The following is a 17,412-nucleotide window of genomic DNA, read 5'->3' on the forward strand; positions in this document are numbered from 1 at the left end:
GTGGTGGTGTGGTGCGTGCGCCGCGTCTGGTCCGCGCTGCGCTGGCCGATGACGGGTCCGTGTCGCCCTTTGATGGCGAGGGCACGGTGCTGGTCACCGGTGCCACCGGCACGCTGGGTGGCTTGGTGGCGCGGCATCTGGTGGTGGAGCACGGGGTGCGCCATCTGCTGCTCGTGAGCCGTCGCGGTGCGGACGCCGAGGGTGCCCGAGAACTACTGGCAGAACTCCAGGAGTTGGGGGCCGAACCCCGGCTGGTGGCGTGCGATGCCGCTGACAAGGCAGCGCTGGCGGATGTTCTGGGTTCGGTTCCGGTGGGGCGTCCGCTGGTGGGTGTGGTGCATGCGGCGGGTGTGTTGGATGACGGTGTTATCTCGTCGTTGACGCCTGAGCGGGTGGATGGGGTGTTGCGTCCGAAGGTGGATGCGGCGCTGAATCTGCATGAGTTGACGCGGGATGTGGGCCTGCGGGCGTTTGTGCTGTTCTCTGGTGCGGCTGCGGCGTTCGGCGCTGCGGGCCAGGGGAGTTACGCGGCGGCGAACGCGTTCTTGGAGGCGCTGGCGCAGCAGCGTCGCGCGCAAGGCCTTCCGGCGACTGCCATGGCCTGGGGCCTGTGGGCACAGGCCAGTGGAATGACCGGCAGCCTCGACGAGGTCGATCTGCGGCGCATCACGCGAGGCGGTGTGGCGCCGCTGTCGTCGGAGGAGGGCTTGGCGCTCTTCGACGCCGCGACTGCGGTCGACCAGGCCGTGGTCCTGCCGATGCGCCTGGACCTGGCCGCTGTGCGGTCGGAGGCGACGGCGACCGGTACGGTGCCGGCGCTGCTGCGCGGCCTGGTACGGGCACCGATCCGTCGTGCGGTGGACGCGGAGGCTTCTGGTGACGGCAACTCGCTGGCTCGGCGCCTCGTCGGCATGGAACAGTCCGAACGCGACCGCACCCTGGTGGAACTGGTGTGTGCTCGGGTCGCGGCGGTGCTGGGCTATGCCGGACCGGAATCCGTCGAAGCGGGCCGGGCGTTCAAGGAGTTGGGCTTTGATTCGCTGACGGCGGTGGAACTGCGCAATGACCTGAAGACGGTCACCGGATTGCGGCTTCCGGCGACGTTGGTCTTCGACTACCCCACCCCTGCGGACCTGGCGCGCTTCCTGCGGGATGAGCTGGTCGGCGCGGACGAGCCGCAGGCGATCGTCGATACGGGTCGTACGGCCTCGTCGGTAGTGGATGACGATCTGATCGCGATCGTGGGGATGAGCTGCCGGTTCCCGGGCGGGGTGCAGTCGCCGGAGGACCTGTGGCAGTTGGTCATCAACGGTGAGGATGGCATTTCCGGTTTCCCGGTGGATCGTGGCTGGGATGTGGAGGCGCTGTATCACCCGGACCCGGATCATGCGGGGACGTCGTACACGCGTGAGGGTGGCTTCCTGCATGCCGCGGGTGAGTTCGATCCGGCGTTCTTCGGGATCTCGCCGCGTGAGGCACTGGCGATGGATCCGCAGCAGCGGTTGTTGCTGGAGACCGCCTGGGAGGCGTTCGAGCGGGCGGGGATCGATCCGACGTCTGTTCGTGGCAGTCGTACGGGTGTGTTCGCGGGTGTGATGTACCACGACTACCTGGCCGGGCTGGGAGAGTTCCCGGAGGGTGTCGAGGGTTACATCGGCACGGGTAACGCGGGCAGCATCGCCTCCGGTCGTGTCGCCTACACCCTGGGCCTGGAGGGTCCTGCGGTCACCGTGGACACCGCATGCTCGTCATCACTCGTAGCGCTGCACTGGGCAATTCAGGCTCTCCGGCAGGGCGAGTGCTCGATGGCGTTGGCGGGTGGTGTGGCGGTGATGGCCACGCCGGAGACGTTCATCGACTTCAGCCGCCAGCGTGGGCTGTCGGTGGACGGTCGCTGCAAGTCGTTCGCGGAGGCTGCTGACGGTACGGGGTGGGGTGAGGGCGTTGGCATGCTGCTGGTGGAGCGGCTGTCGGATGCCCGGCGTAACGGTCACCCGGTGTTGGCGGTGGTGCGGGGTAGCGCGATCAACCAGGATGGCGCGAGCAATGGGCTTACGGCGCCGAATGGTCCGTCGCAGCAGCGGGTGATCCGGCAGGCGCTGGCCGCCGCTGGTTTGTCGGCTGCGGACGTGGACGCGGTGGAGGCGCACGGTACGGGTACCACGCTCGGTGACCCGATCGAGGCACAGGCGCTGCTGGCGACGTACGGCCAGGAGCGCGCTGGTGACGAGCCGTTGTGGTTGGGGTCGATCAAGTCCAACATCGGTCACACGCAGGCTGCGGCTGGTGTCGCGGGGATCATCAAGATGGTGTTGGCGATGCGGCATGGTGTGTTGCCGCAGACGCTGCATGTGGATGAGCCCTCGCACAAGATCGAATGGTCTGAGGGTGCGGTCTCGCTGCTGACTCAGTCCCGGGCGTGGCCGGAGACCGGGCGCCCGCGTCGGGCTGGTGTGTCCTCGTTCGGTATCAGCGGTACCAACGCGCACACGATCATCGAGCAGGCGCCGGACTCCGACGGTGCTCCTGAGCTGGAGGCTCGCGTTACGTCGCCGGTTGTGCCGCTGGCGCTGTCGGCCAAGGGGCCGGATGCGCTGCGCGATCAGGCGCGGCGGTTGCGCGAGCATGTGTTGGCGGATGGCGACGCCGGCCTGGTCGATGTCGGTCTCTCGTTGACCGTGGGCCGGACGGCGTTTGAGGATCGTGCGGTGCTGGTCGCGCACGACCGGGACGAGTTCCTGGCGGGCCTGGTGGCGCTGGCTGAAGGCCGTGAGACTGCCGGGCTGATCGAGGGCTCGCCGATTGGCGGGAAGGTCGCGTTCCTGTTCACCGGGCAGGGCAGCCAGCGTCTTGGCATGGGCCGGGAGCTGTACGAGGCGTATCCGGTGTTCGCCGAGGCGCTGGACGCGGTCTGTGAGCGGTTCGAACTGCCGCTGAAGGATGCGCTGTTCGGTACGGATGGCGAGGTACTGGATCAGACCGCTTACACGCAGCCCGCGCTGTTCGCGGTCGAGGTGGCGCTGTTCCGGTTGGTGGAGTCGTGGGGGCTGCGGCCGGACTTCCTGTCCGGGCATTCCATCGGTGAACTCGCCGCCGCGCATGTTGCCGGGGTGCTGTCGCTGGATGACGCTTGTGCGTTGGTGGCGGCTCGTGGCCGCTTGATGCAGGAGCTTCCCGGTGGCGGCGCGATGGTCGCTGTGCAGGCCTCGGCGGATGAGATCACGCTCACCGAGGGCGTGAGCATTGCGGCGGTCAACGGTCCGACGTCCGTGGTGGTCGCGGGTGACGAGGCCAAGGTTCTGGAGATCTCGGCGGCCTTCGAGGCGCAGGGTCGTAAGACCAAGCGGCTGACCGTCAGCCACGCGTTCCACTCGCCGCACATGGACGGCATGCTGGACGCCTTCCGCAAGATCGCGGAGGGCCTGACCTACGAAGCCCCCCGTATCCCCATCGTCTCCAACCTCACCGGCACCGTCGTCTCGGCCGAGGAGATCACCACTCCGGACTTCTGGGTCCGCCACGTCCGTGAGGCCGTCCGTTTCCTCGACGGCATTCGCACGCTGGAAGCCCAGAACGTCACGACGTTCATCGAGCTCGGCCCGGACGGTGTGCTGTCGGCGATGGCCCAGGACTGCGTCGCGCAGCCGGAGAAGGCGGCGTCCTTCGTCCCCGTACTCCGCACCGGCCGCCCCGAACCCGAAACCCTGACCGCCGCCTTGGCCCAGGCCCACGTCAACGGCATCGCCGTCGACTGGCAGGCGTACTTCACCGGAACCGGCGCCCGCCGTATCGACCTGCCGACCTACGCCTTCCAACGCCAGCGCTACTGGCTGGAAAGCCCCACAGCCCCGGCCGTGAGCGAGACGTCCGCCGACACCGTTGACGCCCGCTTCTGGGAGGCCGTGGAACGTGAGGACCTGGAGTCCCTCGCCGCCACGCTGGATGTGAACGCGGCCGAGGATGGCGCGCTGGAGGCCGTGCTCCCGGCGCTGTCGGCGTGGCGTCGGCAGCAGCGGGAGCGGTCGGCGGTGGATGGCTGGCGGTACCGGGTGACGTGGAAGCCGGTGACCGAGCGCCCGGCACAGGCGCTGACCGGAACCTGGCTGCTCGTCGTCCCGGCCGCGAAGTCCGACGACGAACTCGTCGACGCGGTCACCCAGGCCCTGGCCACCCGAGGTGTCAACGTTGATCGCGTCAACGTTGACACCGCCGAGGCAACCCGCCCCGGACTCGCCGAGCAACTCGCCGAACACCGCGCCGTGGACGGCGTGCTGTCACTCCTGGCGCTGGACGAGTCCACCGCCGTCGTGGCGACGGCGCTGCTGACGCAGGCGCTGGGCGATGCCGGAGTCGACGCACCGCTGTGGTGTGCGACGCGTGGCGCGGTGTGCGTCGGGCGCTCCGACCAGCTGGACAGCGCTGATCAGGCCGCCGTATGGGGGCTTGGCAGGGTGGCCGCGATGGAACTGCCCGGGCGGTGGGGCGGTCTGGTCGACCTGCCCCAGGGCTCGCTGGACGATCGGGCACTCGGCCGGTTGGCGGAGGTGCTCGCGGGGCTGGGCGACGAGGACCAGGTCGCGGTGCGCTCGGCGGGCGTCTTCGGACGCAGGTTCGTGCGCGCGCCGCAGAACGACGCCGAGGCCAACGCCTGGGCGCCGGACGGCACCGTGCTGGTCACCGGCGGCACCGGTGCGTTGGGCGCCGAGGTCGCCCGCTGGTTGGTACGCGACGGCGCCCAGCACGTCGTACTGACCAGTCGCCGGGGCATGGACGCGCCCGGCGCGGCCGAGCTCCAGGCCGAACTGGCGGCATCCGGAGCCAAGGTCACCATCGCGGCGTGCGATGCCGCGGACCGCGACGCGCTCGCCCGCCTCCTTGGATCGATTACCACCGAGCACCCCCTGACAGCGGTGCTGCACACCGCAGGCGTGCTGGACGACGGTGTGCTGGACGCGCTCACCCCCGAGCGCTTCGAATACGTGTGGCGGGCGAAGGCGCTCTCCGCGCTCAACCTGCATGAACTCACCCGTGATCTCGACCTGTCGGCGTTCGTGCTGTTCTCGTCCATCAGCGGCACGCTCGGCAGCACTGGGCAGGCCAACTACGCCGCCGCCAATGCCTACTTGGACGCGCTGGCCGAGCGGCGCCGGGCCGACGGCCTGGCCGCCACCTCCATCGCCTGGGGCGCCTGGGCAGCCGGCATGGCGGCGGACAGTGAGATCGAGCAGCGGATGCGCCACGGTGGGGTGCCGCCGATGGCACCGGAGTTGGCGATCCGCGCGCTGCGCCAGGCCATCGAACTGGGCGAGCCGGCACTGACCGTCTCGGACATCGACTGGACGCGGCTCACCCCAGGCTTCGTCGCGGTACGGCGGAGCCCGCTGATCGGCGAACTGCCGGAAGTACGCCGAATACTGGACAGCGCGGATGCGGTCCCGTCCTCGGGTGCCGCTGCCGGGTCGTCCCTGGCGGAACGGCTGTCCGGGCTCTCCGGCGCCGAACAGGAGCGCATGCTGCTGGACCTGGTCCGTACGCATGTCTCCGCGGTGCTCGGGCACAGCGGTGCGGCGTCGGTCGAGGCGGATCGGGCGTTCAAGGAGCTGGGCTTCGACTCGCTGACCGCGGTCGAGCTGCGCAACCGTCTCGGCGCGGCCACCGGCGTGGATCTCTCCGCGACGCTGGTCTTCGACTACCCGACCGCGTCCGCGCTCGCGAGCCATCTGCGGTCCGAACTGCTGGGCGCGCAGACCGCGGTCGCCGGTCCCGCAGTGCTGGCCGTGGCGGACGATCCGATCGCGATCGTGTCGATGAGCTGCCGTTTCCCGGGCGGTGTACGCAGCCCCGAGGAGCTGTGGCAACTGCTGACCTCCGGTGGGGACGCCATAGGCGAATTCCCGGCGGACCGCGGCTGGGACCTCGAACGGCTCTATGACTCCGACCCGGAGAAGCAGGGCACGTTCTATGCGCGCGGGGGCGGGTTCCTCTACGACGTCGCCGACTTCGATCCGGCGTTCTTCGGGATCTCGCCGCGTGAGGCGCTGGCGATGGACCCGCAGCAGCGGCTGTTGCTGGAGACCTCGTGGGAGGCGTTCGAGCGGGCCGGAATCGACCCGGCGTCGCTGCGTGGCAGCCAGGCCGGAGTGTTCGTCGGTTCCAACGGCCAGGATTACGACTCGTTCCTGCAGACCGTTCCGGACGGCATCGAGGGATATCTGGGCACCGGCAACGCGGCCAGCGTTGTGTCCGGCCGCCTCGCCTACACCTTCGGCCTTGAAGGCCCCGCGGTGACCGTCGATACGGCGTGCTCGTCGTCGCTCGTCGCGCTGCACTGGGCGATCCAGGCGCTGCGCAACGGTGAGTGCTCGCTCGCACTGGCCGGTGGTGTGACGGTGATGTCCTCACCAGGCGCCTTCATCGAGTTCAGTCGTCAGCGTGGTTTGGCGGAGGACGGTCGTATCAAGGCGTTCGCGGCGGGTGCGGATGGTACGGGGTGGGGTGAGGGCGTCGGCATGCTGCTGGTGGAGCGGCTGTCGGACGCTCGCCGTCATGGTCACCCGGTGCTGGCGATCGTGCGCGGTAGCGCCGTCAATCAGGATGGCGCGAGCAATGGGCTTACGGCGCCGAACGGTCCCTCGCAGCAGCGGGTGATCCGCCAGGCGCTGGCAAGTGCTGGTTTGTCGGCGGCGGATGTCGACGCGGTGGAGGCACACGGTACGGGTACCACGCTCGGTGACCCGATCGAGGCACAGGCGCTGCTGGCGACGTACGGCCAGGACCGCCCCGACGATCAGCCGCTGTGGCTGGGCTCGATCAAGTCCAACATCGGTCACACCCAGGCTGCGGCCGGTGTCGCGGGAATCATCAAGATGGTGTTGGCGATGCGGCATGGCGTGTTGCCGCAGACGTTGCACATTGATGAGCCGACGCCGCACGTGGACTGGTCGGCGGGCGACATCGCCCTGCTGACCGAGGCTGTGCAGTGGCCGGAGCGGGGTCGCCCGCGTCGGGCGGGCGTCTCGTCCTTCGGGTTCAGCGGGACCAACGCGCACACCGTCCTGGAGCAGGCCCCTGCGGACGACACCGGCACGGTGGTGGAGCCGCTCGCGACACCTCCCGCCGTGCAGCTGTGGACGCTGTCCGCCAAGGGCGGCGACGCGCTGCGCGCCCAGGCCGAACGGCTGCGTGCATATGTGTCCACCAACCCCGATGTGGCCATTGCCGACTTGGGGTACTCGCTGGCGACCGCACGTACCACCCTGGAACAGCGGGCCGTCGTGGCGGGCCGGGATCGCGCCGAACTCCTCGGTGGCCTTGAAGCGTTGGCGCGCGGCGAGTCCCTGTCGGGACTGATCCAGGGCTCGCCGACCGACGGTCGTACCGCGTTCCTGTTCACCGGGCAGGGTAGTCAGCGTCTTGGGATGGGTCGGGAGCTGTATGAGGCGTATCCGGTGTTCGCGGATGCGCTGGACGCGGTGGCCGCTGAGTTGGACGGGCATCTTGAACGGCCGTTGTATGACGTGCTGTTCGGTTCGCGGCCTGAGTTGTTGGATCAGACCGGCTACACGCAGCCCGCGTTGTTCGCGGTCGAGGTGGCGCTGTTCCGGCTCGTCCAGGCCTGGGGTCTGATGCCCGACTTCCTGTCCGGGCATTCGATCGGTGAGCTGGCGGCGGCGCATGTGGCCGGGGTGTTGTCGCTGGAGGATGCGTGCAGGCTGGTGGCGGCGCGTGGTCGTCTGATGCAGGAGCTGCCGGGTGGCGGCGCGATGGTCGCCGTGCAGGCGTCGGCGGATGAGGTTGATCAGCTGTTGACCGAGCGGGTCAGCATTGCCGCGATCAATGGTCCGACGTCGGTGGTGGTCGCGGGGGATGAGGACGCGGTGGTGGAGATCGCCGCGGGCTTTGAGGCGCGGGGTCGTAAGACCAAGCGCCTGACCGTGAGCCATGCGTTCCATTCGCCGCACATGGACGGGATGCTGGCTGAGTTCCGTAAGGTCGCCGAGGGGCTGTCGTACGAGGCGCCGCGTGTTCCGATCGTCTCGAACCTGACCGGTGCGGTGGTCTCCGCGGAGGAGATCTGTCTGCCGGACTTTTGGGTGCGGCATGTTCGTGAGGCTGTGCGTTTCCTTGATGGGATCCGTGCTTTGGAGGCGGAGAACGTCACGACGTTCGTGGAGCTCGGCCCGGACGGTGTGTTGTCGGCGATGGCGCAGGACTGTGTCGTGGCGGATGATGTCGCCGTGTTCGTTCCGGTCCTGCGCAAGGGCCGTGCCGAGGGCGAGTCGTTGACCGCCGCGCTGGCCCAGGCGTACGTCCGGGGCCTGGTGGTCGACTGGCAGGCGTACTACGCCGGGACCGGCGCTGACCGCGTCGACCTGCCCACGTATGCCTTCCAACGCCAGCGGTACTGGCTCGACGACGCCAGGCCGACGGAGAGCGCCGCCTCGCGGACCGGCAGCGGCGTGGCGTCCGAAGCGGACGACGCGCGGTTCTGGGAGGCCGTCGAGAACGCCGATCTGGCGTCGCTGACCAGCGAGTTGGCGATCGACGCCGATCAGCCGCTGAGCGCGGTGCTCCCCGCGCTGTCGGCGTGGCGTCGCCAGCGGCGCGAGCAGTCGGCGGTGGACGGCTGGCGTTACCGGGTGACGTGGAAGCGGCTGGCCGAGCCCGCCGTCGCCGCCGTGTCCGGGGTGTGGCTGGCGGTCGTGCCCGCCGGCCAGGCGGACGACGCGCTCGTACGCGGCACCATCGCGGCACTGACCGAACGCGGCGCGGCGGTACGGCAGATCGCCCTGACCGCCGATGACCTCGATGGCGACAGGCTCGCCCAGCGGCTCCGCGAGGAGCTCGCGGGGGAGGCGGCGCACGGCGTGCTGTCCTTGCTGGCGCTGGACGAGCGGTCGCATCCGCGGTACGAGGCGGTACCCACCGGGCTGCTGCTCACCGGCAGCCTGGTGCGGGCACTGGGCGAGGCGGGAGTCGAGGCCCCGCTGTGGTGTGTGACGACCGGCGCGGTCGCGACAGCGGCGTCGGAGCGACTGCGCAACGCCGCACAGGCGCAGATCTGGGGTCTTGGCCGGGTCGTGGCGTTGGAGCATCCCGAGCGGTGGGGCGGCCTGGTCGATCTCCCCGAGGCCCTCGACGAGCGGGCCGCGATGCGGCTGGCCGCCGTACTGGCTGGTCTCGGCGACGAGGACCAGCTCGCGGTACGGACCTCCGGCGTCCTCGCCCGGCGGGTCGTACACGCCGAGCAGGCCGACGCGGAGGACGCCAGCCCGTGGCAGCCGCGTGGCACGGTGCTGGTGACCGGTGGCACCGGCGCGCTCGGCGCCCATGTGGCCCGCTGGCTGGCGGGCAACGGCGCGCAGCACCTGGTGCTGACCAGCCGCCGTGGCGCACAGGCGCCGGGAGCCGACGCGTTGGCGGCCGAGCTCACCGCGATGGGCGTCGAGATCACGGTCGCCGCCTGCGATGTCACCGATCGGGAGGCCCTCGCGGCGCTGCTCGACCGGGTGCCGCCCGTCACGGCGGTGGTACACGCCGCCGGTGCCGGGCAGTTCGCGCCGCTTGCGGAGACCGGCCCGGCGGATGTCGCCGAGGTGGTGGCCGCCAAGGTCGCGGGTGCGGTGCATCTCGACGCGCTGTTCCCGGATGACGCGCTGGACGCGTTCGTGCTGTTCTCGTCCATCGCCGGAGTCTGGGGCAGCGGAGGTCAGGGCGCCTACGCGGCGGCCAACGCCTACCTCGACGCGCTCGCGGAACAGCGCCGGGGCCGGGGTCTCGCGGCGACCGCGATCGCCTGGGGGCCGTGGGCGGACGGTGGGCTGGTGGCCGACGAGGAGGCGGCGGAGCAACTGCGCCGCCGTGGTCTGCCGGTGATGTCTCCGGAGCTGTCGATCACCGCCCTGCAGCGGGCACTTGACCGTGACGAGACGACGCTGACCGTCGCCGATGTCGACTGGGCGCGGTTCGCACCGGCCTTCACGGCGGCCCGGCCGCGTCCGCTGATCGCCGATCTGCCGGAGGTCCGGAGCACCCTGGCGGCCAGCACGGACGCGCCGGAGGAGTCCGGTTCGCTGTCCGAGCGGCTGGCCGGGCTGACCGGGGCCGAGGCGGACCGGGTGCTGCTGGATCTGGTGCGGACACAGGTGGCCGCCGTACTCGGCCACAACGGCACCGGGGCGGTGGAAGCGGGCCGCGCGTTCAAGGAGTTGGGCTTTGACTCGCTGACCGCGGTGGAACTGCGCAACCGGCTGAACACGGCCACGGGGCTGCGCCTCCCGGCCAGTTCGGTCTTCGACTATCCGACACCTCGTGCGCTCGCCGACCATCTGTGGGCCGAACTCCTCGGCGACGACATACCGCAGACGCTTCCGGCGCTCGCCGAGATCGACAAATTGGAATTCGTCCTGTCGTCCGTGCCCACCGACAACGCGGCGGAACGCGCGAGTGTCACCGCCCGCCTGGAGAAGCTGCTGCGGACCTGGCAAGAGGTGGAGAGCGCCGCAGCGGGTGACGGCGACGACAACGAACTGGAATCGGCGTCGGCCGACGACATCTTCGACATCATCAACAACGAATTCGGACGTTCCTGACGTGGCTACTGCAAATGAAGAGAAGCTTCTCGACAATCTGAAGTGGGTCACCACTGAGCTGCGCCGTGCCCGTCGCCGCCTCCAGGAGGTCGAGGCGGAAGCACAGGAGCCGATCGCGATCGTCGGGATGAGCTGCCGTTACCCGGGTGGCGTGGGCTCGCCGGAGGACCTGTGGCGGCTGGTCGCCGAAGGCGGGGACGCGATCTCCGGCTTCCCGGCGGACCGCGGCTGGGACATCGACGGCCTCGCCGATCCCGACCCCGACAAGAAGGGCACCTTCTACAACACCGGCGGTGGATTCCTCACCGGCGCCACCGAGTTCGACCCGGGCTTCTTCGGCATCAGCCCGCGTGAGGCGCTGGCGATGGACCCGCAGCAGCGGCTGCTGCTGGAGACGTCCTGGGAGGCGTTCGAGCGCGCGGGCATCGCCCCGGGCACGCTGCGCGGCAGCCACACCGGCGTCTTCGTGGGCGCGAGCTCCATGGGCTATGGCGCCGACCTCAAGGAGGCCCCTGAAGGCCTGGAGGGCCTGCTGCTGACCGGTAGCGCCACCAGCGTGCTGTCCGGCCGGATCGCCTACAGCTTCGGGCTCGAAGGCCCCGCGGCCACCATCGACACGGCCTGCTCCTCCTCGCTCGTCGCCCTGCACTGGGCGGCGCAGGCGCTGCGGCAGCGCGAGTGCTCGCTGGCCCTGGTCGGCGGGGTGACGGTGATGCCGACCCCCGATGTGTTCGTGGAGTTCAGCCGCCAGCGCGGCCTGTCCGTCGATGGTCGCTGCCGGTCGTTCGCCGCTGACGCGGACGGGACGGGCTGGTCGGAGGGCGTTGGCGTGCTGCTGGTGGAGCGGCTGTCGGATGCCCGCAGGAACGGTCACCAGGTGCTGGCGGTGGTCCGCGGCTCGGCGGTCAACCAGGACGGCGCGAGCAATGGCCTGACGGCGCCGAACGGCCCGTCGCAGCAGCGCGTCATCCGCCAGGCGCTGGCCAGCGCCCAGCTGTCGGCCGCCGAGGTCGACGTGGTCGAGGCACACGGCACGGGCACCACGCTCGGCGACCCCATCGAGGCGCAGGCGCTGATCGCGACCTACGGCCAGGAGCGGCCAGAGGGAAAGCCGCTGTGGCTGGGTTCGCTGAAGTCCAACCTCGGGCACGCACAGGCGGCGGCGGGTGTCGCCGGGGTCATCAAGATGGTGCTGGCCATCCAGCACGGTGTGCTGCCGAAGACGCTGCACGTCGATGAGCCGACGCCCAACGTGGACTGGTCGGCGGGCGCCGTGTCGCTGCTGACCGAGGCCCGGCCCTGGCCGGAGACCGGCCAGCCGCGCCGCGCGGGTGTGTCGGCGTTCGGGGTGAGCGGCACCAACGCCCACACGATCATCGAGCAGGCACCGGAGCCGGAGCCCGCGGAGGCGGCCGAGGAGCCGCGGACGCACCCGGTGCTGCCGCTGGCGCTCTCCGCGAAGACTCCGGACGCGTTGCGCGCGCAGGCGGACCGGCTCCGCTCCCACCTTGGTGCGGCCGACCCGGGCCTCGAACTGGCCGATGTCGCCTATTCGTTGGCCACCACGCGGTCCGCTCTGGAGCGGCGCGCGGTGGTCGTCGCGGGTGACCGGGAGGAACTGCTGCGCGGCCTGGACGCGCTGGCGCAGGACGGGACCGCCTCCGGCCTGGTACGCGGCACGGCCGCCGAGGGCAAGGCGGCGTTCCTGTTCACCGGCCAGGGCAGCCAGCGGCTCGGGATGGGACGCGAGCTCTACGGCACCTATCCGGCGTTCACCGAAGCGCTGGACACCGTGAGCGCGGCGCTCGACCGGCACCTGGAACTTCCGCTGCGCGACGTGCTGTTCGGCTCGCGGTCCGATCTGCTGGACCAGACCGCCTACACCCAGCCCGCGTTGTTCGCCGTCGAGGTGGCGCTGTACCGGCTTGTCGAGGCGTGGGGGCTGAAGCCCGACTACCTCGCCGGGCATTCGATCGGTGAGCTGGCGGCCGCGCATGTGGCCGGGGTGCTGTCGCTTGAGGGCGCGTGCACGCTGGTGGCGGCCCGTGGCCGTCTGATGCAGGAGCTGCCGGGCGGCGGTGCGATGGTGGCGGTGCAGGCGTCGGCCGACGAGGTTGATCAACTGCTGACCGAGCGGGTCAGCATTGCCGCGGTCAACGGTCCGACGTCGGTGGTGATCGCCGGTGACGAGGGCGCGGTTCTGGAGATCGCCGCGAACTTCGAGGCACAGGGCCGTAAGACCAAGCGGCTCACGGTCAGCCACGCGTTCCACTCCCCGCACATGGACGGCATGCTGGACGCGTTCCGCGAGGTGGCCGCAGGACTCGCCTACGAGGCCCCGCGGATCCCGATCGTCTCCAACCTCACCGGCGCCCTGGTCTCCGCCGACGAGATCCGCACCCCGGAGTTCTGGGTACGGCACGTCCGCGAGGCCGTCCGCTTCCTCGACGGCATCCGGGTGCTCGAAGCCGAGGGCGTCACCACATACGTCGAACTCGGGCCGGACGGCGTGCTGTCCGCCATGGCCCAGGACTGCGTCACACGGCCGGAGGACGCCGCCTTCGTCCCGCTGCTACGGCGGGACCGCGCCGAAGCCGAGACGCTGACCACGGCGCTCGCCGACGCCCATGTGCGGGGCGTGTCCGCGGACTGGGCGGCTTACTTCTCCGGCACCGGCGCGCGCCGCGTCGAGCTGCCCACGTACGCCTTCCAGCACCAGCGCTTCTGGCTGGAGCCCGGCTCCCGGATCGGCGACGTCACGGCGGCCGGGCTCGCGGCGGCCGACCATCCGCTGCTGGGCGCGGCGGTGCCGCTCGCCGACTCCGACGGCGTCCTGTTCACCGGTCGGCTCTCCCCGCGGACCCACCCGTGGCTGGCGGATCACGCGGTCTGCGGCACCCCGCTGCTGCCGGGCGCCGCCCTCGTGGAGTTGGCGGTACGGGCCGGTGACCACGTCGGCTGTGACCGACTGGACGAGCTGACCCTGGACGCGCCGCTGGCGTTCGCCGAAGGCGGCGCGGTCCAGCTGCAGATCGTGGTGGGCGCGGCAGACGAGGCCGGGCGCCGCCCGATCACCGTGTCGTCGCGCCCAGGGCAGCCCGCCTCCGGCGAGCTGCCCTGGACCCGCCACGCCACCGGCACGCTCGCCCCCACCGCACCCCAACCGTCCTTCACTCTGGCCGAATGGCCGCCGAAGAACGCCGCGACGATCGAAGTCGCGCCGCTGTACGGGGAGTTGCTGGCGGCCGGTGTTGACTTCGGGCCGCTGTTCCAGGGGCTGACGGCGGCGTGGCGGCGCGGTGCCGAGGTCTTCGCCGAGGTGCGGTTGCCGCAGGACGCGGACACGTCGGCGTTCGGCTTGCACCCGGCCCTGCTGGAGGCGGCCGTGCACGCCGCGCTGCTCGACCGTGACACCGGGGCCCCGCTCGTACCGTCGGTCTGGCAGGGCGTCTCGCTGTACGCGGTCGGCGCGACCGAACTGCGGGTGCGCATCGCCCCGGAATCCGGCGCGGCCGTATCGCTGCGACTGGCCGACACGACGGGCGCACCGGTGGCGTCCGTCGAGAACCTGACACTGCGGCCGTTGCCGACCGACGCCCTCGGCGCGAGCCAGGCCGCCGCCATCGAGTCGCTGTTCCAGCTCGACTGGGCGCGACTTCCCGTACCGGACGCCGCCGCCGCGCCGACCGCCGCGCTGCTCGGGCAGCCGGACGCGTTCGAACTCGGGTCGGCCGCCGGTGCCGAACCGGCGCAGTACGCGGACTTCGACGCGCTGCTCAAGGCCGTTGACGAGGGCGCGGCCGTGCCGGAGCTGGTCTTCGCACCGTGCGCGTCCGGCGCCCCGAACAGGCCCGAAGCCGTGCGGGGAGCGGTGCACCGGACGCTTGCCCTGGCCCAGGCATGGCTGGCGGACGAGCGGTTCTCCGGCTCGCGGCTGGTGTTCGTGACACGCGGTGCGGTGGCCGTGAACGGCGGCGAGCAACTCGCCGACCCGGCACAGGCCGCCGTATGGGGTCTGGTGCGGTCCGCCGAGACCGAGAACCCCGGACGGTTCGTGCTGCTTGACCTCGGTGCCCAAGGCAACTCGTCCACCACCGTCTTCGGCGCCCTGGCCTGCGGGGAACCGGAACTGGCGGTCCGCGACGCGGACGCGTTCGCACCCCGGCTCGCCCGGGTCGCCCCCACCGCCGAGGACGCCGCGCGCCCGCTCGACCCGTCCGGCACGGTGCTGGTCACCGGCGGCACCGGAACGCTGGGCGCGCTGGTCGCCCGGCATCTGGTGACCGAACACGGCGCCCGCCACCTGCTGTTGCTGAGCCGCCGGGGTGCCGATGCCGCAGGGGCATCGGAACTCGTCGCGGAACTCAGCGCATTGGGCGCCGAGGTGACGATCGCTGCCTGCGACGCGGCCGACCGGGGCGCGCTGGCCGAGGTGCTGGCGTCCCTTCCCGCCGAGCATCCGCTGACCGCCGTCGTCCACACGGCCGGTGTGCTGGACGACGGTGTCATCTCGTCGCTCACCCCGGAACGCGTTGACCGGGTGCTGCGTCCCAAGGCGGACGCGGCGTGGCACCTGCACGAACTGACCCGCGACCTGGACCTGTCGGCGTTCGTGCTGTTCTCCGCCGTCGCCGGGGTGCTGGGCAGCGCAGGGCAGGCCAACTACGCGGCCGCCAACGGCTACCTGGACGCGCTCGCGCAGTACCGCAGGGCACAGGGGCGTACCGCGACCTCACTGGCCTGGGGTCTGTGGGCCGAAGCCAGCGGCATCACCGGAGACCTGACCGAAGCCGAACTGCGGCGCATGGCCCGCGGCGGAATGGGCGCGCTGTCCTCGGCGGAGGGCATGGCACTGTTCGACGCCGCACTGCGCGGCGGGCAGGCCGTGCTGGTCCCGGCGCGGCTCGACCTGGGCGCGGTGCGGGCCGCCGCCGGGACCGGACCGGTACCGGCGCTGTTCCGCGGGCTGATCCGCACCGCTGGGCGGCGGACCGTGCGGTCCGGCACGGCGGGCAGCGGCTCGCCGCTGGCCCAGCGGCTGCGCGGGCTGTCCGCCGCCGAGCGGGTACGGACGCTGCTGGACCTGGTCCGTACGCAGGTGGCCGCCGTCCTCGGGCACGCCGGACCCGAAGCCGTCGAGGCGCGGCGGGCGTTCAAGGAACTGGGCTTCGACTCGCTCACCGCGGTTGAACTGCGCAACCGGCTGAACGCCGCCACCGCACTGCGGCTGCCCAGTTCGCTGGTCTTCGACTACCCGAACCCGACCGCGCTCGCCGACCATCTGCTCGGCGAACTCCTGGGCACCCGGCCCGAGGAGGCCGCCGCGGACACCCCGGCCGTGGTCGCTGACGAGCCCATCGCGATCGTGGCGATGAGCTGCCGCTACCCGGGCGGCATCGGTTCCCCGGAAGAGCTGTGGCAGTTGCTCGCCTCCGGCGCGGACGCCATCACGGCCACCCCGGCCAACCGCGGCTGGCAGTTGGACACGACGGGCGCCGCGGAGGCCTTCGCGGGCGGCTTCCTGCACGACGCCGACCAGTTCGACGCGGCCTTCTTCGGGATCTCGCCGCGTGAGGCGCTGGCCATGGACCCGCAGCAGCGGTTGCTGCTGGAGACCTCGTGGGAGGCGTTCGAGCGGGCGGGCATCGACCCGGCGACGCTGCGCGGCAGCCGGGCCGGAGTCTTCGTGGGCGCCGCGTACGGCGGCTACGACGCCGGTCTCGACCAGACGGACGGTGTCGCGGGCCATGTGATGACCGGCAACGCGGCCAGCGTCATGTCCGGCCGGGTCGCCTACGCCTTCGGGCTCGAAGGCCCCGCGGTCACCGTCGACACCGCGTGCTCGTCGTCGCTGGTCGCGCTGCACTGGGCGATCCAGGCACTGCGCAGCGGGGAATGCACCATGGCACTGGCCGGTGGTGTGACGGTGATGTCGACACCCGGCACCTTCACCGAGTTCAGCCACCAGGGCGGACTGTCCGCCGACGCCCGCTGCAAGGCCTTCGCCGCCGCGGCGGACGGTACGGGGTGGGGCGAGGGTGTGGGCATGCTGCTGGTGGAGCGGCTGTCGGACGCCCGCAGGAACGGCCACCCGGTGCTGGCCCTGGTCCGCGGCAGTGCGGTGAACCAGGACGGCGCGAGCAACGGCCTTACGGCGCCGAACGGCCCGTCGCAGCAGCGGGTCATCCGTCAGGCGCTGGCCTCCGCCGGGCTGTCGGCGGCGGATGTGGACGCGGTGGAGGCGCACGGCACCGGCACCCGGCTGGGCGACCCCATCGAGGCCCAGGCGCTGCTGGCCACGTACGGGCAGGACCGGCCGGAGGACCAGCCGCTGTGGCTGGGCTCGGTGAAGTCCAACCTCGGGCACACCCAGGCGGCGGCCGGTGTCGCCGGGATCATCAAGATGGTGATGGCGATGCGGCACGGTGTGTTGCCGCGGACGCTGCATGTGGATGAGCCGACGCCACACGTTGACTGGTCAACGGGTGCGGTCTCACTGTTGACCGAGGCCCGGGAGTGGCCCGAGACGGCACGCCCGCGCCGGGCCGCCGTCTCCTCGTTCGGCATCAGCGGCACCAACGCGCACACCATCCTGGAGCAGCCCTCCGGCACGGACCCGGGCGTCCGGCAGACGGCCGACCTGCCGTGTGTGCCCGTCGTGCTCTCCGGCAAGGACGAGGCCGCACTGCGCGCCCAGGCCGACCGGCTGCGCTCGCATCTCGACACCCACCCCGACCTGGAACCGGTCGACTTCGCGTTCTCGCTGGCCACCGGCCGTGCGGCGTTCGAACACCGCGCCGTGGTGGTGGCGGGGGAGCGG

General features: G+C 71.3%; 1 protein-coding gene and 1 pseudogene (1 of these 2 cut by a window edge). Both read left to right on the forward strand.

What is annotated here, in order from left to right; genetic code table 11:
- Positions 1-10,592 carry the 3' end of a type I polyketide synthase gene (locus tag P2L57_RS06880; protein WP_275809889.1) on the forward strand. Its footprint begins 13,645 nt before the window's first position, so the window shows 10,592 of its 24,237 coding nt (coding positions 13,646-24,237); the start codon falls outside the window, past its left edge; the stop codon is at positions 10,590-10,592.
- Positions 10,510-17,394: pseudogene (locus P2L57_RS06885) on the forward strand (type I polyketide synthase); the annotation flags it as partial. The gene P2L57_RS06880 and the pseudogene P2L57_RS06885, both read left to right, overlap by 83 nt.
- Between the last annotated feature and the right edge of the window lie 18 nt (positions 17,395-17,412).

The sequence above is a fragment of the Streptantibioticus ferralitis genome (assembly GCF_029223525.1).
Classification (GTDB): domain Bacteria; phylum Actinomycetota; class Actinomycetes; order Streptomycetales; family Streptomycetaceae; genus Streptantibioticus_A; species Streptantibioticus_A ferralitis.